Raw genomic sequence first — 20,555 nt, 5'->3', positions numbered from 1 at the left:
CGACATGGATGCGATCTCCTACGAACGCGCCGGCGACGTCGCCGGCGCGGTGCGCGCGGCGCAGCAGCCGGGCGCGGTGTTTATCGGCGGCGGCACGAATCTGCTCGATCTGATGAAGGGTGGCGTCGCGCGGCCGGTGCGGCTCATCGATATCACGCATATCAGCGGCCTCGACTCGGTGACGACGCTGCCCGGCGGCGGCATCCGCATCGGCGCGCTGGTACGCAATAGCGACGCGGCGAATCACGCGCTGGTGCGCGAGCAATACCCGCTGCTCTCGCAGGCGCTGCTCGCGGGCGCGTCGGCGCAGTTGCGCAACATGGCGACGGTCGGCGGCAATCTGCTGCAACGCACCCGCTGCGGCTACTTCTACGACACCGCGTTCACGCAATGCAACAAGCGCATGCCCGGCAGCGGCTGCGCGGCGCTCGACGGCCACAACCGCATGCACGCGATCCTCGGCGCAAGTCCGCAATGCATCGCGGTCAATCCGTCCGATATGAGCGTCGCGCTGGCCGCACTCGATGCGCTGGTGCGCGTGAGCGGACCTGACGGCGAGCGCACGATCGCCTTCGCCGATTTCCATCGCCTGCCGGGCGACCGTCCCGACGTCGATACCACCTTGCAGCCCGGCGAGTTGATCACCGCGGTCGATCTGCCGCCCCCGCTTTTCAGCGCGCATTCGCACTACCTGAAAGTGCGTGACCGCGCCAGTTACGCGTTTGCACTCGTATCGGTCGCGGCCGCATTGCAGATGGACGGCGAGCGCGTGCGGAGCGCACGCATCGCGCTCGGCGGCGTCGCGCACAAACCGTGGCGCGCGCACGCGGCCGAGCAGATGCTGAGCGGCCAGCCGCTCAGTCAGGCCACGCTGAAGCAGGCTGCCGCGGCCGCGCTGAGCGGCGCGCAGCCGCGCCACGACAACGCTTTCAAGGTCCAGCTCGCGCAACGCGCGATCGTGCGCGCGGTCAATCAGGCCGCCGGTTACGCGGGAGGTGTCGCATGAATCTGACCGGACAACCGCTCGATCGCGTCGACGGTCTGTTGAAGGTAACCGGCGACGCGCGATATGCAGCCGAATTTCCCGCCGCGCGACTCGCGCATGCGGTGCTCGTGACGAGCACGATCGCCGCCGGCACGATCGCGTCGGTCGATGCGAGCCGCGCCGAGGCGGTACCGGGCGTCCTGCTCGTGATGACCTATCAGAACGCGCCGCGCCTGCCCAATGGCGGCAAGCCCGCGCTCGCGCCGCCCGCGGGCAGGCGTCTGTCGCTTCTGCAGGATAACGAAGTGCATTACAGCAACGAGCCGGTCGCGGTGGTCGTCGCCGATACGCTCGAACATGCGGCCGACGCCGCGCGCCAGTTGCGCATCGTCTATCAGCCGGGCACCGCGGCGCTCGATTTCACGCAGGCAAAGGCGCACGCGCATGCGCCGGACAGGCCGCAGGGCCGCCAGACCGATACCCAGCGGGGCAGCTTCGAGGACGGCATGCAAAGCGCCGAGGTGCATATCGAGGCCACCTACACGACGCCGATCGAGCATCACAACCCGATGGAGCCGCACGCGACGATGGCGCACTGGGACGGCCCGCAACTGACCGTCTACGATTCGACCCAGGGCGTGAGCGGCACCGCGCAGGTGCTCGCGAAGACGTTCGGCATTCCGGTGTCCGACGTGCGCGTGATCTCGCCGCTGATCGGCGGCGGTTTCGGCTGCAAGGGCTCGTCGTGGTCGCACGTGTCGCTGTGCGCGATGGCCGCGCGGCAAACCGGGCGGCCGGTGCGGCTCGCGCTCGAACGTCCGCAGATGTTCGGCCCGGTCGGCGCACGGCCGCGCACCGAACAACATTTCGTGATCGCCGCGCGGCATGACGGCACGCTGACGGCGATGCGTCACGACAGCATCTCGAACACGTCGATGATCGAAGACTGGACCGAGACCTGCTGCATGGTCACGCGCATGCTGTACGCGGTGCCCAACCAGATCACGACGCACCGTCTCGTGCAACTGAATGTCGGCACGCCGACCTTCATGCGCGCGCCGGGCGAAACCACCGGCTCGTTCGCGCTCGAATCGGCGATGGATGAACTCGCCGTCGCGCTGAAGATGGACCCGCTCGCACTGCGCCTGAAGAACTATGCGCAGAGCGATCCGCAGGAGTTCAAGCCGTGGTCGGGGAAGTCGCTGCTCGAGTGCTACCAGATCGGCGCCGAGAAGTTCGGCTGGTCGCGCCGGCCACAGGCGCCACGCTCGATGCGCGAAGGCAACACATTGATTGGCTACGGCATGGGGACCGCGACCTATCCGGCCAACCGCAGCGAGGCATCGGCGCTCGCGCAGATTCTGCCGGACGGCAGCGCGGTGGTTGCATCAGGCACCCAGGATATCGGCACCGGAACCTATACCGTGATGACCCAGGTCGCCGCCGATGCGCTCGGCTTCACGCCCGAGCAAATCCGCTTCGCGCTCGGCGATTCGACGCTGCCGCACGCGCCGGTCTCGGGCGGATCGCAGTCGGCGGCGAGCGTATCGCCCGCGGTGCGCGACGCGGCAAGCCAGGCGCGCGGCCAGTTGATCGCGCTGGCGCTCGCCGACGCGGCCTCGCCCGTTCATGGCCTGCCGCTCGAGGACGTCACCGTCGAAAGCGGCTGGGTGGTGAGCCGCTCACAACCCGGCAAACGCGATCCGGCCGCCGCGATCATCGCGCGCTCGGGCGGCAAGCCGATCGAGGCAAGCGCGACCGTCAAGCCCGGCGACGAGAAGCAGAAGTACTCGTTCCACTCGTTCGGCGCAGTGTTCGCCGAGGTCCACGTCGATGCGGAGCTCGGCACGATCCGCGTGCCGCGCGTGGTCGCGGTGTACGACGTCGGCCGCGTGCTGAACGAGAAGACCGCGCGCAGCCAGATGCTCGGCGGCATCGTGTGGGGCATCGGCGCGGCGCTGCAGGAGCAAAGCACGCTCGATGAGCGCTTTGGGCGCTTCACCAACGCGAACCTCGCCGAGTACCACGTGCCGGTCAATGCCGATATCGGCACGATCGACATTACGTTTCTCGACCGGCCCGATCCGTATATCAACTCGCTCGGCGTGCGCGGTGTCGGCGAGATCGGCATCACGGCCGTGGTGGCGGCGGTCGCTAACGCGGTGTATCACGCGACCGGCGTGCGGGTGCGCGACTTGCCGATCACGCTGGACAAGGTGATGCAGACCTGAACGGGCGATGGTGCGCGGCGCACGCCACGGGGCACGCAACGGCAGGCGGTTCGCATCGCCGCTTGCCTCTGACCCCGTCGCACCGCACAATCGGGGCATTCCTGACTACCAGTATTCGCCGATGGCCTATGCCTCGCTCGCCACTGGCGTGTTGCTCGCCGCCGGTTTCGGCTCGCGCTTCGATCCGAACGGGCTGCACAACAAACTGCTCGCGCACATGCCCGACGGCACGCCGGTCGCGCATGAAGCCGCGCATCGGCTGCTACGGGTCGTGCCGCGCGTGGTCGCCGTGGTGCGGCCGGGCTCCGACGCGCTCGCCCGTGTGCTGAACGACGCCGGCTGCGATGTGGTGTTTGCGGCGAGCGCCGAGCGCGGCATGGGCGCAAGTCTCGCCGCGGGCATCGCGGCGAGCGACGAGGCCGAAGGCTGGCTCGTCGCGCTGGCCGACATGCCGCGCATCGCGCTTGCGACGATCGAAGCGGTAGCCCGCGCGCTCGACAACGGCGCGCCGCTCGTCGCGCCGTTCTACGAAGGCCAGCGCGGCCATCCGGTCGGCTTCGGCATCGAGCACCGCGACGCGCTGCTCGCGCTGGACGGTGACAGTGGCGCGAAAGCGCTGCTGATGTCACACGCGCTGACGCGCATCGACGTCGACGACCCGGGCATCTTGCGCGACGTCGATACGCCGGACGATTTGCGCAGGCTCTAAAGCATGTTGACATCGGCGCGCTGCTCGACCATGTGCGACATCCCAGCTAGCAGGCACGCACTTTGCGCGACGCTAGTTTCGCGCGCAAGCCGCGCCGATTACGCCTAAGCTGTGGTGACGCCACGTTTTTTCGGGTGCGGCGCCTGGGCGCTCGTCAGCCTCGACGTCCAGTCCGCCTCGCCTCGAACGCCGCACGCAAGCCCATGAGCGAAACCAGCCCGCGCCTTTTCATCGTCTCGCCCCATTTCGACGACGCCGTTTTCAGTTGCGGCGCGTTGCTCGCGGCCCACCCCGACGCCGCCGTCTGCACCGTATTCGCTGCGCCCCCCGAACACGAGATGCACACGGAGTGGGACGAAAAAGCGGGTTTCGCGAACGCTCGTGAAGCGATCCGCGAACGCACGATCGAAGACAACCGCGCGCTCGAAGTGCTCGACGCGATTCCGCTGCGCATGCCGTTTCGCGACAGCCAGTACGGCGATTCGCCGTCGATCGGCCAGATGGCGGCCGCGCTGGAAGAAACGATCTACCGCACGACCGCGAACACGCTGCTGATGCCGCTCGGCCTCGATCGCGACGATCATGTGCGGGTGTTCGAAGCATGCTGCGAAATCCTGCCGCGGCTCACGCACCTGAACTGGTTCGGCTACGAGGAAGCGATTCACCGGCTCACACCGGGCGTGGTACAGGCGCGGCTCGCGGATCTCGCGCAACGCGGCATCGTCGCGACACCCGCAACGCCGAGCATGAGCAATACGATCGACATGCAGCGCCAGGCGCATCTGAAGCGCGAAGCGGTCAACGCGTACGCGAGCCAGTTGCGCGCTTTCGGGCCAGGCAATTACGACGATGTGTTCGCGACCGAGCGCTACTGGCAGTTGAGCGCCGGCCGTAAACGCGCGAGAAAGTAGGGAAAAGGAGCGCGCAGGAAGCGCGGCGAACGCCTACGCTTGAGAACGGATTACCGATATGACGGCGCGCATCGGCGGTAAAAGCCAGCCACGCCTGACTCGCGCATTTCATCCGCAAAGGTGACGCAATGAGCTACGACATGCACACCAGCCCGATTCCCGACCCGAATGCCGATCCCAACCGCGACCCGGAAGCCGACCCGCTCGTGCCGCCGTCGCCGGGGCATCACGTCGAGGAGCCGCAGCGGCCTGAGGGACCGCCGGATAAAGATCCAGTGTGAGGGGGCCGCGAGCGATGCGCTCGCCGCACACGCCGTTTTCGACGGCGAGATGGAAAAACTCGCCCTTGCGATGGCACAGAGCCTGTCAATCCGATAGCGATGCGAAACAACGGGTTTCCCCTGCCTCGATCAACGCGATTTCGCGCCGTAAACACAGCGAGCGGCACCTTGCCGCCATCCCCCGGACTTTACTGGCCCAAAGCCTATTCCCATCGCTATGACTTTGAACCGAAAACTGGCGTCGATGATCGCTGTTCTGTGGGTCGGCCTGATCCTGATCGGGGGCTTCGGCGCGTGGCAAAGCCGCGCGTCGATGATCTCGGACCGGCGCGAACAACTGCGCTCGCTGATCGAGGAAGCGAACCACGTCGTCGGTCACTACTACGCGCTCGTGCAGCAGCACGCGTTATCCGAGGACGACGCGAAGAAACAGGCGCTCGCGACGCTTGGCGCGATGCGCTACGGCACGGACGGCTACCTGTCGATCAACGACTCGCAACCGGTCATGCTGATGCATCCGATCAAGCCCGCACTCATCGGCAAGAACCTCGCGCAGTTCACCGATCCGGCGGGCAATCATCTGTTCATCGATATCGTCAACGCGGGCAACCACGACGGCGGCGGCTTCGTCGATTATCTGTGGGCCAAGCCGGGCAGCGAGCAGCCGGTCGCGAAGACCAGCTACTCGATGCACTTCGCGCCGTGGGACTGGTACCTCGTGACCGGCATGTATATGGACGACGTGCAAAGCGCGTTCTACCGCAACCTGCTGCGCTGGCTCGCGATCACGGTGACGCTCGGCGCGCTCTCCACGATCGTGATGCTGGCCGTGCTGCGCAGCATCCGCCGCTCGCTCGGCGGCGCGCTCGAAGTGGCGGTCAAGCACGCGCGGCTGATGGCGCAAGGCAATCTCGCGACGCCGGTGCCGATCGACCCGCACGACAGCAGCAGCCTGCTCCATGCGCTGCATACCATGCAGGCGGGGCTCGTGGACACCGTCTCGCGCGTGCGTCAGGGCACCGAAAACATCAACGTCGGCGCGAACGAAATCGCGGCGGGCAACACCGACCTGTCGCAACGCACCGAGGAGCAGGCGGCGGCGCTAGTACAAACCGCGTCGAGCATGGATCAGATGACGGTCAACGTGAAGCAGAACGCGGACAGCGCTACCCAGGCCGCGCAACTCGCCAGCGACGCGGCGAACGTCGCGACGCGCGGCAGCCGCGTGGTCGACGACGTCGTACGCACGATGGGCGAGATCACCGCGAGCTCGCGGCAAATCGGCGACATCATCGGCGTGATCGACGGCATCGCGTTCCAGACTAACATCCTCGCGCTGAACGCCGCCGTCGAAGCGGCCCGCGCCGGCGAACAGGGCCGCGGCTTCGCGGTGGTCGCCTCCGAAGTGCGCAGCCTCGCGCAGCGCTCGGCGACGGCCGCCAAGGAGATCAAGGCGCTGATCGAAACCTCGACCGATACGGTCGAGACCGGCGCGTCGCTGGTCGCCAACGCGGGCGCGACGATGGGCGAAATCGTGCAGTCCGTGCGGCGCGTCAACGAGATTCTCGAAGAGATCAGCCACGCGTCGCGCGAGCAGAGCGCGGGCATCGAGCAGGTCAATCGCGCGGTCGGTGAGATGGATCAGGTCACGCAGCAAAATGCTGCGCTGGTCGAAGAAGCGGCAGCCGCCGCGCATTCGCTGAAGGATCAGGTCGGCGTGTTGCGCGAGGCAATTGCGAGTTTCGCGCTGCCGGCCTGAGCTTGTAGCACCGCGCCCGCAACGGGCGCGACAAAAAGGAGGCGCTCCCCAGGCTGGGAGCGCCCCTTCAACACGCCGCGTCGGAGTCGACGCATCAATCGAACGAATCGGCCGCGCGGATTTTCCAAGTCCGCGCGGCTTTTCGTTTTCCCCAACACCTTTCACGATCCTCGCGCTTAGATTACGTTTTATTTACAATCGGCCTCACGCAGGTCCTTTCCGCTACCCTTCGCAACGGTCGTTGCCCGCCGCCCATGATCCGCCAGAAAAAACCGTCATCGCACGATCCGTGCACCGCCGCGAAGAACCCGCTGCTCGGCGCGCGCCTGCCCGCATGGCGCTCGACGTTCGTCGTGATGCTCGCGTTCGGCGCGTTCGCCATGCTCGCGGCCCGCGCGTTCTGGGTGCAGGTCGTGAATCAGGCGTTCTACGTCGACCAGGGGCAGAAGCGCTATCAGCGTCTGCTCGAACTGGACGCGACGCGCGGCCGGATCGTCGATCGCAATGGTTCCATGCTTGCGGTCAGCCTCGGGACCTACGAAATCTGGGCTTCGCCGAAGCTGGTCGACGAAAGCGCAATCGCGCCGCTCGCAAGACTGCTCGATCTGCCACTGGCGGAACTGCGCCGGCGCCTGAGCGGTGAGCGCAGCTTCGTGCTGCTCAAGCGCCAGGTCGATGCCGACACTGCCGCGCATTTGTCGCGCCTCGGCTTTGCCGGCATCACGCAGATCGCCGACAGCAAACGCTTTTATCCCGAGGGCGAGTCGGCCGCGCACGTGGTCGGCTTCACGGACATCGAGGACAACGGCCAGGAAGGCGTCGAGCTCGCTGCCAATGCGCAGCTGCAAGGCGTGCCCGGCGAGCGCGAAGTAATCCGCGACCGGCTCGGCCGTGTGATCTCGGAGACGCGGCCGCTCGTGCCCGCGCGCAACGGCGCGACGATCCAGCTGACGATCGACCGGCGCATCCAGCAACTTGCGTACACGCAACTCAAAGCAGCCGTCGCCCGGCACCAGGCCGAAGCCGGCAGCGTGGTCGTGCTCGACGCGCGCAATGGAGAGATCCTCGCGCTCGCCAACTACCCAAGCTTCGATCCGAACGACCGCACGCGCCTCTCCGGCCGGCAGCTTCGCAACCGCGCCGTGATCGACACGTTCGAACCGGGCTCGACGATCAAGCCGCTCGTCGTGGCGCTGTCGATCGACGAAGGCAAGGTGCGGCCTCAAAGCATCATCGATACCGCGCCCGGCTCGTATCGGATCGGCCCGGCCGTGATCCACGACACGTCGAATCACGGCGCGATGACGGTCGCCGAGGCGGTGCAGAAGTCGAGCAATATCGCGCTCGCCAAGCTCTCGCTGAATCTGCCGGCCGAGACGATCTGGACCAAGTATCGACAATACGGACTCGGCATGAAGCCCGAGCTGCCCTTCCCCGGCGTGGCCGCGGGCAAGCTGCGGCCGTACAAACGCTGGCGCCCGATCGAGCAGGCGACGATGGCCTATGGCTACGGCCTCTCGGTATCGCTGCTGCAGATCGCGCAGGTCTACACCGCCTATGCGGGCGACGGCGCGATGCAGCGCGTGAGCCTGCTGCGCGAGCCGCTCGATGCGGACGCCCCCGCGTCATTCGCCGATCGCAGCGCGCCGGTCACGACGCCCGGCACCGCGCGCGCGATCCGCAACATGCTCGAAATGGCCACTGGCGAAGGCGGCACGGGACGCGCGGCGACGGTGGCGGGCTACCGCGTCGGCGGCAAGACCGGCACCGCACGCAAGCAGATCGGCGCGCGCTACGCGAAGAACCGTTACCGCGCGCTGTTCGTCGGCATGGCGCCAATGAGCGATCCGCGCCTGATCGTCGCCGTGATGATCGACGACCCGGCCGGCAAGACGTTTTATGGCGGCACGGTCGCTGGACCGGTGTTCAGCGGCGTGACGGGCGGCGCTTTGCAGTTGCTAGGGGTGCCGCCGGATGCGGCCGGAGTGTAACGGGTTGTGTCGGGTTGCGTCTGTGGCGAGCGATCAATCCGGCTCGCTGGCGGCGTCGATCTGCGCGATCGCCTTGCAGCAGCGCGGCGAATTCCTCGCCGCCATATCGCGCGACGGGATCACCGAGCCGCACCTGCTGCCGCACGGAGGCCGCCCGCCGAGGTCTGGAGGGCGGCGTCGCGGCGGGTGGTCAGACCGCGCTTGCATTCACTTGCACTTGCTTACATGTCTTGAGATTTGGGCTGCGCAATGATTGTTTTTCTTAAGTTTCGGTTAATTGTTCCCTGCAAACATGTCGCAAATCCCCTGTTGAGCCGCCAGAACATCGGCGGCGCTTTTTCTCTGGGGCTGCCAGTAACGCTACTGAAAACGGGTCACACGCACGAAAAGAAGGAGGCAAGTCATGGTTGAAGAGATGGTCGTCGAACACCTGCATGCGATGCCCGGCCATGAATGGACTCACCAGATTCATTCCTGCAAGGTTTCCGATCCGCTGCAACCGCCTTGGGGCCGTTCATACCGGCTCGTCGAATGGACGATGAAGCACATGCCCGAATCGATCCGTCGCGTCGTTCCCGCCGAAAGTACTCCGCTCGAAATCGCCCAGGCCGTGGTCTCTCACGTACCGGGGCGGCGCTTCTGTCAGCAGGCTGACTGAGCGTTCTATTCCACGCTCACTGGCGCGCCGCGATCGCGTCGCAGTAATCCAACGCATCCTCCAGCCTGTCATTACCCCAGAACATCTCGCCGCCGACAAAAAACGTCGGCGCACCGAAGATCCCTCGATGGATGGCCACTTCGGTCTGCTCGCGCAGGCGCAGTTTGTTCGCGTCGCTTAGTGCGGCGTCGATCACGCTTTGCGCGGGTAGGCCGAGGGAGTCGAGCGCTTCGCTCACGACATCGATTGAACCGATGTCGCGGTCGTCGGCGAAGTTCAACTGCATGATCTTGCGGCACCAGGCACCGATCCACGGCTCGTTCGCACCGAGCACCGCGACGCGCATCGCCAGAACGGCCGCGCGCGGAAACGTGCTGGGACGGGTGAGTGCAATGCCGTATTTGCGGCATTGACGCTCCATGTCTTTCCAGACGTACGCGCCTTTTTCTTTCTGCAGTACGAAGGGCGAGTTCTCGAAACCGAGCTGACGAAATACCGGACCGAGCAGAAATGGCCGCCAGACGATCGTCACGTTGCGCGCTGCCGCCAACGCTTCGATACGCATCATGCTCAGATAGCTGTAGTTGCTGCCGAAGTCGAACCAGAACTCGATTGCGCGCGCGGGCGAAGTCGCGTCGTCATTCATCGCTGTCCCCTCTATGACTCAGCGCGTCTGAACGGCCACGCGCAGACCGAGCGAAATGAATACCACTCCGATGATCTTGTTCTGCCAGCGCGTCAGCCACGTCAAACGCTTCACGAGCTTGCCCAACGGCCGCATCGTCAACACGATCAGCGTCGTGTACAGCGCGCTCATCGCGACGAAAATCAGACCGAGTGTCGCGAACTGCAGAAACGTCGAGCCATGTTCGGGGCGCACGAATTGCGGGAGAAACGCGAGGAAAAACAGCGCGGTTTTCGGGTTCAGCACTTCGGCGGGAATCGCCTGCAAGAACGCTTTCGAACCGGACACCGGCGCGACGACCGGCAGATGCGCGCTCACTTGCTTCTCGCGCAGTGCGCGAATACCCAGATAGACGAGATACGCGGCACCGATAAATTTCACCGCGTTGAAGGCCAGCGCGGATGTCATCAGCAGCGCGGAGAGGCCCACGGCGGCGCCCAAGGTATGCACGAAGTCGCCGGCAGCGATGCCGAGGCCGGTCAGAATGCCGGCCTTGCGTCCGCCGTGCATGGTGCGCGTCAAAACCAGCAGCACGGCCGGGCCCGGAATCAGAAAGAGGCCGAGCACGACGGCGACGAAAGTCCCCAACGTGGATAGATCAAGCATGTCGTCTCCTTGCGACGCGCGGGAGCGAGGCCAGCGGTGCGCGTTGTGCGGATCATTGTAGACGAAGGCACGAGACCTACGTGCGCGGGCCTCAGGCACGGACAATTCGTTACCATGACGGACGTTGCGCCGCGTACTGCGTCTTCTTTTCATCCATTGCCGTTTCCACATTGCCGACCTATACCCTACCCGCGCCGCTGAGCGCAGAACTCGAGATTCGCAAGAGCCGCTTCATCGCGTATGCGATCCCGGTCGCCGACCGCGATGCCGCGATGGCCGAATTGCAACGCCTGCGCGAACGACATCCGGCCGCGACGCATGTGTGCTGGGCGCTGCTCGCGGGCGGCCAGTCCGGCATGTCCGACGACGGCGAGCCGTCCGGCACCGCGGGCCGGCCGATTCTCGAAGTGCTGCGGCACCATGATCTGGATGGCGTGCTCGCGGCCGTCGTGCGCTATTACGGCGGCGTGAAGCTCGGCGCGGGCGGTCTGGTGCGTGCCTATACCGATGCGATCGCCTCCGCCCTGCTCGGCGCGCAGCGCGTCGAGAGGATTGCACAGGTCTTGCTGGGCGTCGAAGTGAGTTATGCCGACGAAGCCAAAATCCGCCGATGGATGGACGCCGAAGGCTATCCGCTCGTGGACAGCGCCTACGGCATGCTCGTGAGGATGACGATGCGCGTGCCCGCCAACGCTCTCGACGATGCCAAACGAACGCTGATCGATATCACGCAGGGAAAAGCCGGCTTTTTCTGACCAGATCAGGAACAGCGCGAACACGCGGTGCGTGCAATCCATTTTCACCTCGTTCCCATCCGCCGCGACTATCGTTGCGCGTGCAAGCCTGCCCGGCATGCGCTTTGGGCTTAGCCCCAATATCCGTCGCCACCGAGGGCCCATATGATGCGCGATCTAGCCACCCCGATGCGCGCCTCTCGGCCCGGATCGGCGGGTATCCGTCGCGCCGCACCAAGGGGTGACGCTCCGATTCGCTGCTACCATGCTGTTCTCTACCAGGACGACTCTACTTAAAAGGGCACTTCCTCTGACTTCGACCGCCGCTTTCTCCCGCATGGCTGCCGCGTGTTGGCCGTTGAGATCCGTCGTGCTCAAGGGCTGCGGCGCCGTATTGCTGCCCATGCTGCTGTCCGCGTGCTCGTGGTCATGGTTCGGCCTCAATAGCCACGCCAGCACGACGCACGCGAAGCACCACGGCACCGGCTCGCTCAGCGTCGCACCTGCGAGCGGCTTCGCGTATCTGCCCGCGCGCGACGATCACATTTCGCCGAACCGCATCGAAAATACCGCGATGACCGCGCTGGTCATGAAGGACGACATCAGCTTCCTCGTGCGCAATGACGTCGAGCATAGCCTGCGCGTGGCCGGCTTTCGTGTCGACGACCACAAACACGTGCTCAGCGGCAGCATCGAAACATTCACGGTGGACGACACGCGCTCGCCAGCACTGTGGACGCTGAAGATGCACTATGTGGTCACCGACGCGTCGACGCAGAAAGTGATGTTCTCGACCACGCGCACCGTGAAGCAGAAGTCGCCGAAATTCACCAACGATACGATCGCGATCGACAACACGGTCAAGCTCAGCGTCGATGCATTGATCGACGATCCCGGCTTTATCAAGGCGGTGAACTGAACGCGCGGTCGGCCGATGCGCGGTCCGGTTTCGCTACAATCCATGTGCTGCATCGCGTGCAATCCGCCACGCGATGCAGCCTGATCTCCCGTTCGGAATGTGCCCGATCATGTCCCTTACCGCCTGGCTGTTCTTTTTGCCCGCCTGCTTCGCCATCAATCTCGCACCCGGGCCCAATAATCTGCTGTCGATCAATGTCGCCGCGCGTCATGGCTTCATGAAGGCCTTCGTCGGCGGCACTGGCCGGCTGTTAGCCTTCGCGATGATGCTCGCGCTCGCCGCGACCGGTCTCGCCGTCGTGCTGCATGCGTCTGAATGGATCTTTCTCGCGATCAAACTCGCGGGCGCCGCTTATCTGATCTGGCTCGCGATCCAGTTGTGGCGCAGCGACGCCCCCGCCATCGATACGTCGCAACCGCAGGAAGCCGCGCTCACGCGCATTGCGCGGCACGAGTTCTTCGTGGCTGCGGGCAATCCGAAGGCGATTCTGGTCTTCACCGCGTTCCTGCCGCAATTCGTCGATGTCGCGCAGCCGATCTTGCCGCAATTCGCCGCGCTCGGCGCGAGCTTTCTGGTACTCGAATGGGTCGCAATTGCGCTGTATTCCTGGGCCGGCATGCATCTCGGCAAATGGCTCATGCGCGCGAAGATCCGCCGCTGGTTCAATCGCTGCTGCGGCGGATTTCTGGCGGCGATCGGCGTGAGTTTTCTACTGGTTCAGCGCGGATGAGGTATCCATGTTCGCCGCCTATTCATAACGCATTCGCGCTGAACTGCTGCACCGCGAACCTGCACATGCCGCGCGAGTTCTCTTTTGCGCGGCTTGTTCTTGCTGTCTTCCCATGGCCCTTCGAGTTCAACCTTCGGAGCGACGCACGCGGAAAACAGCCCGTTTCATAAAGATCACGCCTTATGTCGGCTCACTTCATATTGCGAAGCCGTCGTGCTCGTCCTATTGTCCATCCTGGAACGAATCCCGGTGCCTGAAAACGGGACATATGAAATAAAATTGCATATAGCGATGACGAGGCGGCCTACACGCGGTACACTGGTCCGTCCCCTAAAAATCCACAACCCGCCGGCAACGGACCAACCGGAAGGAGACCCACCTATATGAGCAGCATCAGCGAACCGGGCACCCAGCGAGGTTCCGCCCCATTTTTTTCCAAACAGGCCACCATCGCGCAGCCCGGTTTTTCGCGCTGGATGGTGCCGCCCGCCGCGCTTGCCGTGCACTTGTGCATTGGCCAGGCTTACGCGTTCTCGGTCTTCAACGGACCGCTAACGAAAGTAATCGGCATCACGCAGTCCGCCCCCGATGACTGGTCGCTGACCGCGCTCGGCTGGATCTTCTCGCTTGCAATCGTGTTCCTCGGTTTGTCGGCGGCATTCGCGGGCAAATGGCTCGAACACGTCGGCCCGCGCCGCACGATGTTCACCGCCGCATGTTGTTTTGGCGGCGGCTTCCTCGTGTCCGCGCTCGGTGTGTATCTGCATCAGATCGTGCTGCTGTATCTCGGCTATGGCGTGATCGGTGGCATCGGGCTGGGGCTCGGTTACGTGTCGCCGGTGTCGACGCTGATCCGCTGGTTTCCGGACCGCCGCGGCATGGCGACCGGCATGGCGATCATGGGCTTCGGCGGCGGCGCGATGATCGCGGCGCCGTTGTCCGTAGCGCTGATGAACCACTTCCATAGCGCGACGAGCGTCGGCGTCGCGGAGACCTTCGTCGTGCTCGGCATCGTCTATTTCATCTCGATGACGATCGGCTCGCTCGCGATCCGCGTGCCGCCGGCGGACTGGAAGCCGGCCGGCTGGACGCGGCCCGCGGCGACCCAGCACCGGCTGATCACGAACAATCACGTGCATATCGATCAGGCGCTGAAGACTCCGCAGTTCTATCTGATCTGGCTCGTGCTGTTCCTCAACGTGACGGCTGGCATCGGCATTCTCGGCCAGGCCTCGGTGATGATTCAGGAGAGCTTCAAGAACACGGTGACGGCGGCGGCGGCGGCCGGCTTCGTCGGGCTGCTGTCGCTGTTCAACATGGGTGGACGTTTCGTGTGGGCGTCGGCGTCGGACTGGGTCGGGCGCAAGAACACCTACTTCATCTTCTTCGCGCTTGGCGCGGTGCTCTACTACCTCGTGCCGAGCTTTGCCGCCAACGGGCAGATCGCACTGTTCGTGCTGACGTACTGCATCATCCTGTCGATGTACGGCGGCGGCTTCTCGACGGTGCCCGCCTATCTGGCCGACATGTTCGGCACGACATTCGTCGGCGGCATTCATGGACGTCTGCTGACCGCTTGGGCCGCGGCGGGCGTCGCGGGTCCGGTGCTCGTCAATTACATCCGCGCGTATGAAGTCGCGAGCGGCGTCGCGAAAGCGGACGCCTACACGATGACCGTGCACATCATGGCCGTGCTGCTGGTAATCGGCTTTATCTGCAACCTGCTGGTCAAGCGCGTGGATGCCAAGCACCACATGACCGATGCACAAGTCGCCAAGGGCGCGTGAGGAGATCCGTATGCCGACCGTTCAAACCGCACATCCGACCAACAAGACGATGCTCGTGGTGTTCTGGCTGTATGTGATGGTTCCGCTTGCATGGGGCGTGTTCAATACACTGTCGCAGGCGATGAAGTTGTTCAATTGATGAAGTGATGTCTCGCGCACCCCTGCCCTGTCGAGGGCGGGGTGCGGATCCCGGGCCGCGCCTGCTGCCGGCTAGTCACGACACCCCATCACCGCCCGAACCCGCTGCGAGCAATCTGCTGCTCGACGAACTGCGCAAACAGCGCATGCATATGCGTCGTCGGATGAAGATCATCGGCGAACATGTAAGTCTGGTCCGCATTGGCGCTCACATAGGTCGCACCCGAACATAGCAGCGAGGTGTCATCGGGCGTTTTGCCCGGATCGCAGGCCTGCGCCGTATTCGACACGGCGAAACCGTTCGCCCGAAAGTTCGCGATGACCTGATTGGTCCACGTGTACGAGTCGACCTCGATCACCTTCGACTGCAGCCCATCGGTTTGTAGCGCGGCGTTCAACGTATTGTTGAAAAGCTGCGACAACTGCGTGAGGTTCGCGCCACCATCGGCCGAAGCGAGTCCTTTCGGCGATAGCCCGATATTCGGCAGATTGACCACTACCACGTGCGCGCCGCCGTTCTGCACGATCTGCCCGACGAGCTGGGCGAGCGTGGTGGCCGCCGTCTGGACAATCGGGGCCGCGGCGGGCAGGTTGCCGGCGCGCAGCACATCGTTCGCGCCCGCCCACACAAGCACGAGCTGATTGGCGTTGAAACTGCCGTGGGCGCTCAAATAGCTCGACACCTGCTGATTCACCGGCATTTCGATGTTGCCGATGACATCGCTCAGGAAGTCGTACTGGTTCGCGGGCGTCGCCACCGTCGAGCCGCCTTCGGCATAACCAAGGCCGCCGTGCGCGCTCAGCTTGTGAGTGATGTCGATCGTGTACGCAGCGCTGAGCGTATCGCCGTAGTATTGCGCGACGTCCTGGGTCCACACCTGGCCGGGATTGGTCGTGAAACGTCCGCCGCCCACCGCGCTCGCGAGCGGCGCATATGTGCCGACGTCCGACAGGCTGTCGCCAAACGACACCACTTGCAGGGTGACGCCGCCGGCCGGCCCCGCCGCGGTGCTGCTGCCGCTACCCGAGCCGCCGCTGCCGCCCCCGCCGCCCCCGCCGCATGCGAAGAGCAACACGGCTGATATGGCAAAAACTGCAGCGCGGAGCTTGTCATTTATTCCTTGCATTTCGTCCTCCTTGCCGCGCAGGTCAGACGGAACCGGGACCTGAACGCTAGCGACTCTGCGAACCAGCATCGCGTGTGCCCGGCAAGGAGCTACCCCCAATCAGATCTTGTCGAACACCACCTCCTGCGCGCCTTCCCACAGCACCTTCGTGCCAAGCTCGCGCAGTTTCTCCTTGCCTTCGACGATCGTCAGAAAATGATTGCCCGCGAGCTGGCCCATCTTGCTCGCGAAACAGCACGCGCCATACGCAAGGATGATTTCGGTCTCGCTGTAACCGCCCGGATAGAACAGAACGTCGCCGACCGATGGATGGCTCGTGTGATTTTCGAAGCCGACCGCGATGCCGTCGTTCTCCAGCTTGAACTCCCCGAGCGGCACCCAGCAGCCTTCGCCGCTCCAGCGCACGTGGATCAGCTTCTGCCGGTACGGCAACAGCTTCAGGAATGCGGCCACGGTCCGCGGCGCATCAGGATGGGTCTCGGCGATAAAGGTGTGACCGCAGGCGGTCATGGTGAGTCGGGTCATCGCAGGTCATCCGGTCAGTGAGGTTGAAAGGCGCTTCGATTCTCTCGTCCTATGCAAGGTTTCGACAGGTACAGTTGCCCGGGCACCGGTCAGGCCAGTTAGACCGCACGAGGTTGCTTGCGAATGACGTGCCGCGAAGCCTTGCGCAGCCTGCCGTGCCAGTTTGCACTGCGCGCCGCCACGAAAGTTCGTAGTTTGCAAGCTGCGCAATGCAACGCACACTTCGCAGGTGCGTGATTTTGGCTGGAGAAAGGCTCGCCTCACGGCTCGCCGTTACGGCTGGCGCGCATCCCAGCGCAAGCGGCAGGCGAGCGGCGTCTCGACCGTCTCGCGGCGAAACACCCGGGCAAAATGAAAAGTGCTTAGCCCGGCCTGTCCGGTCAGTTCGACGATGGCCAGATTTTCGGCGAGCTTGGCGCGGATGTAGTCTGTCACCCGCCGGATCCGGCGCGGCGCCGGCCGTTCGGCCCGCGTCGAGCCCCATCTGTTGCGCGACGCTATCGATCAAACCGCGCTTGATGTACACGTGCATGGTCGAGAGCGGCTCGTCGCTGATCGAATGCACGAACCACAGGTCGTTCACGCGCATGCCGGCGCTTTTCCAGTGTCTGCCGAGGTTGCGGTCGAGGTGCTCGGCGCCGCTCGCGAGCCTCATCAGCGTGAAGTCGCGCAAACCGGGCGCTTCGAGCAGGTATTGCCGCACCGGCTCGAGATACGAGCGCAGCGCCCGATGCCACCGTGCGCGAGCCACGCTCCCCACGAGTCGTTGGCCGGCCATGTAGCGGTCGCGAGCGGGCGTCGTCGTGAGCTGGGGAATTCGTGCCATCACACCCTTCAAAGGAGGTGCCGTATGCAAGGGGAAGCGCCGCCGTACCCGGATTGCCGGTCCACTGTCACGGCAAGGTCACAAAAATGATAGCAACGAACCGGCTACCGCTAATTCACGAAATCGCTAATCATTGAGTTTGTCGTCTTTCACGCGTTTAGAACGCCGGAGCTACCGTTTCATGGAACATGAATGCGATACGCTGCCGCAATGGCTGACCGGCTCGCCACAAGGCGAAGCCGGGCACGCGTCGGCAGCAAACCCGAGAGCGGCGTCCGCCCAACCGGCCTACCCGGCCGGTGCGCAGCACGCCGCAAATTCAGCCCACGCGGCTGAAGCATCGAAGACGTCTCCCCGCGCCGCCAATGGCGCGACGCGCAGTAGCTTCCTGACTCTGTTCACCGAGGAGGAGATTGGCATGCCGCCGCCTGTGGGGCGCCGCGCCGGGCCGCTGATCAGTCCGCTCGGACGGTTCGGCAGCGTGCAGGACCGCATGGAGTTCGTGCGCCAGCGCATCAGGCAATTGGGCTTCGACTCGTTTAGCTATGCCGCCACGCGCACATCGTCACATCACAAGACGATGTTCGTATTGACGAGCTACGAGTCGCAGGCGTGGCTCACGCGCTATTTCCGCGAGCGCTATTTCGAGCTCGATCCGCGCGTCGCGCACGCGTCGCCGACTGGCATGCCGTTTCTGTGGAATACCGCTGACATGCGCGCCGATCTGCCGCGCGCCCAGTCGCGCAGCGAACGGCTCGGTGATCTGATCGACATGCTCGAGGCGGCCGGACGCAAAAGCGGCATTCTCACGCAGATGCCGCTGCCCGAGCCGGATCTGAGCGCGAGCCTGTGCTTCAACTCGGAGATCGGCAACCCGCGCTGGATGACCGAATCGATCGTCGCGGAAACACTGATGTTCGCGCACACGATTCACGAGTTCATCTGGACGCACGCAAAGAGCGTGATCGGCATCGCGCCCGCGCAGCAGCAGCGCGTCGCGCTGAGCACGTTGCAGCATGCGGTGCTGAAAGCGGTCGTGCAGGGACAGCGCGACAAGGAAATCGCGTATTTCCTCGGGCTGTCGCCGCACAACGTCGACTACCATCTGCGGCGCTTGCGCCAGCTGTTCAACGTGCGCAATCGCGTGCAGTTGATCAATGTCGCGCAGGCTTATCTGTCATAGTTGGGCTGCGTCGCCGCGTATCGATGAGCAGGGCGTGACGGCTTCTCGCCGTCGCGCCCTGTCAACTTTTCAACCGATAGCCGGTCCTGAAGATCCAGCCGACTATCACGAGGAACACCGCGAGAAACAGCAGTGTCATGCCGAGACTCAGGCCCACGTCGACGTCGCCCAGCTCGAAGAAGCTCCAGCGGAAACCGCTGACCAGATAAACGATCGGATTGAACAGCGTGACGCTGCGCCAGAACGGCGGCAGCATGTTCACCGAATAGAAGCTGCCGCCGAGAAACGTGAGCGGCGTCACGATCAGCAGCGGCACCAGTTGGAGCTTCTCGAAGTTGTCCGCCCAGATGCCGATGATGAATCCGAGCAGACTGAACGTAATCGCCGTCAACACGAGAAACAGCACCATCCAGAGCGGATGCATGATCTGCAACGGCACGAACAGCGAAGCGGTCGCGAGAATGATGAGCCCGAGCAGGATCGACTTGGTGGCCGCCGCACCCACATAGCTGACGACGATCTCCAGATACGACACGGGCGCCGACAGCAGCTCGTAGATCGTGCCGGTGAAGCGCGGAAAGTAAATCCCGAACGACGCGTTCGCGATGCTCTGCGACAGCAACGACAGCATGATCAGCCCCGGCACGATGAACGCGCCGTAGCTGATGCCCTCCACTTCCTTGATGCGCGAGCCGATCGCCGAGCCGAACACGACGAAGTACAGCGAAGTGGAAATCACCGGCGCGATGATGCTTTGCATCAGCGTGCGCCACGTGCGCGCCATTTCGAACCTGTAGATCGCGCGCATTGCGTAGATGTTCATTGGTTCCCCCGCAGCAGGCTGACGAAGATGTCTTCGAGCGAACTCTGCGTGGTGTGCAGGTCCTTGAAGCAGATACCGGCGTCGTCGAGCGATTTCAGCAGCGCGATGATGTCGGTACGCCCGCCCTCGCCTTCGTAGGTGTAGGTCAGTTCGTTGCCGCCGTTCACGACCGCGAGCCCGTAGCCTGCAAGCGAAGCCGGCACCTCGACGAGCGGACTCTCGAGTTGCAGCGTCAACTGCTTCTTGCCGAGCTTGCGCATGAGCTCCGCCTTCTCTTCGACGAGCATGATCTCGCCCGCGTTGATGACGCCGATGCGGTCGGCCATTTCCTCGGCTTCGTCGATGTAATGCGTGGTCAGGATGATCGTCACGCCGCTCGCCGCGAGCGAGCGCACGAGCTTCCACATGTCGCGACGCAGCTCGACGTCGACCCCGGCGGTCGGTTCGTCGAGAAACAGCACGCGAGGCTCGTGCGACAGCGCCTTCGCGATGAGCACCCGCCGCTTCATGCCGCCCGACAGCGTGATGATCTTGTTGTTGCGCTTCTCCCATAGCGACAGGTCGCGCAACACCTTCTCGAGGTAAGCGGGGTTCTTCGGCTTGCCGAACAGGCCGCGGCTGAACGACACGGTGGCCCACACGGTTTCGAACGCGTCGGTAGTCAGCTCCTGCGGTACGAGGCCGATCAGCGAGCGGGCCGCGCGATAGTTAGCGCCGATGTCGTGGCCGTCTACCGTCACGCTGCCCGCGCTCGCGTTGACGATGCCGCAGATGATGCTGATGAGCGTGGTCTTGCCCGCGCCGTTCGGCCCGAGCAGTGCGAAGATTTCTCCACGGTCGATTGCCAGATTGATGTTCTTCAGTGCCTGAAAACCGCTGGCATAGGTTTTCGACAGGTTCGTGATTGAAACGATTGGCTGCATGGACTCTAGGGGCAGACACCGCTG

At 64.3% G+C, this 20,555-nt stretch carries 20 protein-coding genes and 2 pseudogenes; 14 read left to right on the top strand and 8 right to left on the bottom strand.

The window, feature by feature from the left end; all coding sequences use genetic code 11:
* The first annotated feature begins 4 nt into the window (after positions 1 to 4).
* The 7 genes from LJ655_RS19155 to LJ655_RS19125 all read left to right on the top strand — a co-directional run bounded on the left by LJ655_RS19155 (position 5) and on the right by LJ655_RS19125 (position 8,867).
* The gene (locus LJ655_RS19155) at positions 5 to 1,006 is read left to right on the top strand and encodes an FAD binding domain-containing protein (protein WP_230562798.1); all 1,002 of its coding nucleotides are present in this window, start codon (positions 5 to 7) and stop codon (positions 1,004 to 1,006) included.
* Positions 1,003 to 3,216, top strand: coding sequence for a xanthine dehydrogenase family protein molybdopterin-binding subunit (locus LJ655_RS19150; RefSeq protein ID WP_230562797.1), 2,214 nt, complete (start codon positions 1,003 to 1,005; stop codon positions 3,214 to 3,216). Before LJ655_RS19155 ends, LJ655_RS19150 begins: the two co-directional genes overlap by 4 nt.
* A gap of 121 nt (positions 3,217 to 3,337) precedes the next feature.
* Positions 3,338 to 3,925, top strand: coding sequence for a nucleotidyltransferase family protein (locus tag LJ655_RS19145; protein WP_230562796.1), 588 nt, complete (start codon positions 3,338 to 3,340; stop codon positions 3,923 to 3,925).
* Between the two features lie 203 nt (positions 3,926 to 4,128).
* Positions 4,129 to 4,836 carry a PIG-L deacetylase family protein gene (locus LJ655_RS19140; protein WP_230562795.1) on the top strand — a complete coding sequence of 236 codons (708 nt, stop codon included), beginning with the start codon at positions 4,129 to 4,131 and terminating at the stop codon, positions 4,834 to 4,836.
* 128 nt (positions 4,837 to 4,964) lie between these two features.
* A complete protein-coding gene (locus LJ655_RS19135) occupies positions 4,965 to 5,117 on the top strand; it encodes a hypothetical protein (RefSeq protein ID WP_187637037.1) in 153 nt (50 codons plus the stop codon).
* Positions 5,118 to 5,334: 217 nt separating this feature from the next.
* Positions 5,335 to 6,876 carry a methyl-accepting chemotaxis protein gene (locus LJ655_RS19130; protein WP_230562794.1) on the top strand — a complete coding sequence of 514 codons (1,542 nt, stop codon included), beginning with the start codon at positions 5,335 to 5,337 and terminating at the stop codon, positions 6,874 to 6,876.
* Positions 6,877 to 7,130: 254 nt separating this feature from the next.
* Entirely contained in the window at positions 7,131 to 8,867 is a 1,737-nt protein-coding gene (locus tag LJ655_RS19125) for a peptidoglycan D,D-transpeptidase FtsI family protein (RefSeq protein WP_230562793.1), read from the top strand.
* On the opposite strand, the pseudogene LJ655_RS19120 reads toward LJ655_RS19125, so the two are convergent.
* A pseudogene (locus tag LJ655_RS19120) lies at positions 8,803 to 9,021 on the bottom strand (diguanylate cyclase domain-containing protein); the annotation flags it as partial. The gene LJ655_RS19125 and the pseudogene LJ655_RS19120 sit on opposite strands and share 65 nt — an antisense overlap.
* Before the next feature lie 249 nt (positions 9,022 to 9,270).
* Here LJ655_RS19120 and LJ655_RS19115 point away from each other — a divergent pair.
* Positions 9,271 to 9,525 carry a DUF2866 domain-containing protein gene (locus tag LJ655_RS19115; protein WP_230562792.1) on the top strand — a complete coding sequence of 85 codons (255 nt, stop codon included), beginning with the start codon at positions 9,271 to 9,273 and terminating at the stop codon, positions 9,523 to 9,525.
* Between the two features lie 16 nt (positions 9,526 to 9,541).
* On the opposite strand, the gene LJ655_RS19110 is transcribed toward LJ655_RS19115, so the two are convergent.
* Both LJ655_RS19110 and LJ655_RS19105 read right to left on the bottom strand, forming a co-directional pair.
* Positions 9,542 to 10,171, bottom strand: coding sequence for a 2-hydroxychromene-2-carboxylate isomerase (locus tag LJ655_RS19110; protein ID WP_230562791.1), 630 nt, complete (start codon positions 10,169 to 10,171; stop codon positions 9,542 to 9,544).
* Positions 10,172 to 10,189: 18 nt separating this feature from the next.
* Positions 10,190 to 10,816: a LysE family translocator gene (locus LJ655_RS19105; protein ID WP_230562790.1), complete on the bottom strand. Its 627-nt coding sequence runs from the start codon at positions 10,814 to 10,816 to the stop codon at positions 10,190 to 10,192.
* A gap of 170 nt (positions 10,817 to 10,986) precedes the next feature.
* On the opposite strand from LJ655_RS19105, the gene LJ655_RS19100 reads away from it, so the two are divergent.
* The 5 genes from LJ655_RS19100 to LJ655_RS19080 all read left to right on the top strand — a co-directional run bounded on the left by LJ655_RS19100 (position 10,987) and on the right by LJ655_RS19080 (position 15,125).
* Positions 10,987 to 11,571: an IMPACT family protein gene (locus LJ655_RS19100; protein ID WP_230562789.1), complete on the top strand. Its 585-nt coding sequence runs from the start codon at positions 10,987 to 10,989 to the stop codon at positions 11,569 to 11,571.
* 316 nt (positions 11,572 to 11,887) lie between these two features.
* Positions 11,888 to 12,469, top strand: a complete 582-nt coding sequence (locus tag LJ655_RS19095; RefSeq protein ID WP_230562788.1) for a hypothetical protein — start codon at positions 11,888 to 11,890, stop codon at positions 12,467 to 12,469.
* A gap of 109 nt (positions 12,470 to 12,578) precedes the next feature.
* Positions 12,579 to 13,199, top strand: a complete 621-nt coding sequence (locus LJ655_RS19090) for a LysE family translocator (RefSeq protein WP_230562787.1) — start codon at positions 12,579 to 12,581, stop codon at positions 13,197 to 13,199.
* A gap of 383 nt (positions 13,200 to 13,582) precedes the next feature.
* Positions 13,583 to 14,986, top strand: a complete 1,404-nt coding sequence (locus LJ655_RS19085; RefSeq protein ID WP_230562786.1) for an L-lactate MFS transporter — start codon at positions 13,583 to 13,585, stop codon at positions 14,984 to 14,986.
* A 10-nt stretch (positions 14,987 to 14,996) separates the two neighbouring features.
* Positions 14,997 to 15,125 (top strand): MFS transporter small subunit, encoded by a 129-nt coding sequence (locus LJ655_RS19080; protein ID WP_230562785.1) that lies wholly within the window; start codon positions 14,997 to 14,999, stop codon positions 15,123 to 15,125.
* A gap of 88 nt (positions 15,126 to 15,213) precedes the next feature.
* On the opposite strand, the gene LJ655_RS19075 is transcribed toward LJ655_RS19080, so the two are convergent.
* From LJ655_RS19075 to LJ655_RS19065, 3 genes and pseudogenes are all read right to left on the bottom strand, one after another.
* Positions 15,214 to 16,251, bottom strand: a complete 1,038-nt coding sequence (locus tag LJ655_RS19075; protein ID WP_230562784.1) for an SGNH/GDSL hydrolase family protein — start codon at positions 16,249 to 16,251, stop codon at positions 15,214 to 15,216.
* A gap of 99 nt (positions 16,252 to 16,350) precedes the next feature.
* Positions 16,351 to 16,776, bottom strand: coding sequence for a DUF3830 family protein (locus tag LJ655_RS19070; RefSeq protein WP_230562783.1), 426 nt, complete (start codon positions 16,774 to 16,776; stop codon positions 16,351 to 16,353).
* Positions 16,777 to 17,088: 312 nt separating this feature from the next.
* Positions 17,089 to 17,602, bottom strand: a pseudogene (locus LJ655_RS19065) (AraC family transcriptional regulator); the annotation flags it as partial.
* Positions 17,603 to 17,783: 181 nt separating this feature from the next.
* Here LJ655_RS19065 and LJ655_RS19060 point away from each other — a divergent pair.
* Complete coding sequence (locus LJ655_RS19060; RefSeq protein ID WP_230562782.1) at positions 17,784 to 18,785, top strand: helix-turn-helix transcriptional regulator; 1,002 nt, start codon at positions 17,784 to 17,786, stop codon at positions 18,783 to 18,785.
* A 61-nt stretch (positions 18,786 to 18,846) separates the two neighbouring features.
* Here the strand turns inward: LJ655_RS19060 and LJ655_RS19055 are convergent, their stop codons facing one another.
* Positions 18,847 to 19,608 carry an ABC transporter permease gene (locus tag LJ655_RS19055; protein WP_230562781.1) on the bottom strand — a complete coding sequence of 254 codons (762 nt, stop codon included), beginning with the start codon at positions 19,606 to 19,608 and terminating at the stop codon, positions 18,847 to 18,849.
* Entirely contained in the window at positions 19,605 to 20,531 is a 927-nt protein-coding gene (locus LJ655_RS19050; protein ID WP_230562780.1) for an ABC transporter ATP-binding protein, read from the bottom strand. Before LJ655_RS19050 ends, LJ655_RS19055 begins: the two co-directional genes overlap by 4 nt.
* Between the last annotated feature and the right edge of the window lie 24 nt (positions 20,532 to 20,555).

The organism is Paraburkholderia translucens, assembly GCF_020881035.1.
Classification (GTDB): domain Bacteria; phylum Pseudomonadota; class Gammaproteobacteria; order Burkholderiales; family Burkholderiaceae; genus Paraburkholderia; species Paraburkholderia translucens.
This window is presented reverse-complemented; position numbering and strand designations above follow the sequence as displayed.

Coding starts and splice junctions, on each gene's coding strand:
- LJ655_RS19155 (WP_230562798.1), top strand. CDS start 5: ATGGATGCGATCTCCTACGAACGCGCCGGCGACGTCGCCGGCGCGGTG.
- LJ655_RS19150 (WP_230562797.1), top strand. CDS start 1,003: ATGAATCTGACCGGACAACCGCTCGATCGCGTCGACGGTCTGTTGAAG.
- LJ655_RS19145 (WP_230562796.1), top strand. CDS start 3,338: ATGGCCTATGCCTCGCTCGCCACTGGCGTGTTGCTCGCCGCCGGTTTC.
- LJ655_RS19140 (WP_230562795.1), top strand. CDS start 4,129: ATGAGCGAAACCAGCCCGCGCCTTTTCATCGTCTCGCCCCATTTCGAC.
- LJ655_RS19135 (WP_187637037.1), top strand. CDS start 4,965: ATGAGCTACGACATGCACACCAGCCCGATTCCCGACCCGAATGCCGAT.
- LJ655_RS19130 (WP_230562794.1), top strand. CDS start 5,335: ATGACTTTGAACCGAAAACTGGCGTCGATGATCGCTGTTCTGTGGGTC.
- LJ655_RS19125 (WP_230562793.1), top strand. CDS start 7,131: ATGATCCGCCAGAAAAAACCGTCATCGCACGATCCGTGCACCGCCGCG.
- LJ655_RS19115 (WP_230562792.1), top strand. CDS start 9,271: ATGGTTGAAGAGATGGTCGTCGAACACCTGCATGCGATGCCCGGCCAT.
- LJ655_RS19110 (WP_230562791.1), bottom strand. CDS start 10,171: ATGAATGACGACGCGACTTCGCCCGCGCGCGCAATCGAGTTCTGGTTC.
- LJ655_RS19105 (WP_230562790.1), bottom strand. CDS start 10,816: ATGCTTGATCTATCCACGTTGGGGACTTTCGTCGCCGTCGTGCTCGGC.
- LJ655_RS19095 (WP_230562788.1), top strand. CDS start 11,888: ATGGCTGCCGCGTGTTGGCCGTTGAGATCCGTCGTGCTCAAGGGCTGC.
- LJ655_RS19090 (WP_230562787.1), top strand. CDS start 12,579: ATGTCCCTTACCGCCTGGCTGTTCTTTTTGCCCGCCTGCTTCGCCATC.
- LJ655_RS19085 (WP_230562786.1), top strand. CDS start 13,583: ATGAGCAGCATCAGCGAACCGGGCACCCAGCGAGGTTCCGCCCCATTT.
- LJ655_RS19080 (WP_230562785.1), top strand. CDS start 14,997: ATGCCGACCGTTCAAACCGCACATCCGACCAACAAGACGATGCTCGTG.
- LJ655_RS19075 (WP_230562784.1), bottom strand. CDS start 16,251: ATGCAAGGAATAAATGACAAGCTCCGCGCTGCAGTTTTTGCCATATCA.
- LJ655_RS19070 (WP_230562783.1), bottom strand. CDS start 16,776: ATGACCCGACTCACCATGACCGCCTGCGGTCACACCTTTATCGCCGAG.
- LJ655_RS19060 (WP_230562782.1), top strand. CDS start 17,784: ATGGAACATGAATGCGATACGCTGCCGCAATGGCTGACCGGCTCGCCA.
- LJ655_RS19055 (WP_230562781.1), bottom strand. CDS start 19,608: ATGAACATCTACGCAATGCGCGCGATCTACAGGTTCGAAATGGCGCGC.
- LJ655_RS19050 (WP_230562780.1), bottom strand. CDS start 20,531: ATGCAGCCAATCGTTTCAATCACGAACCTGTCGAAAACCTATGCCAGC.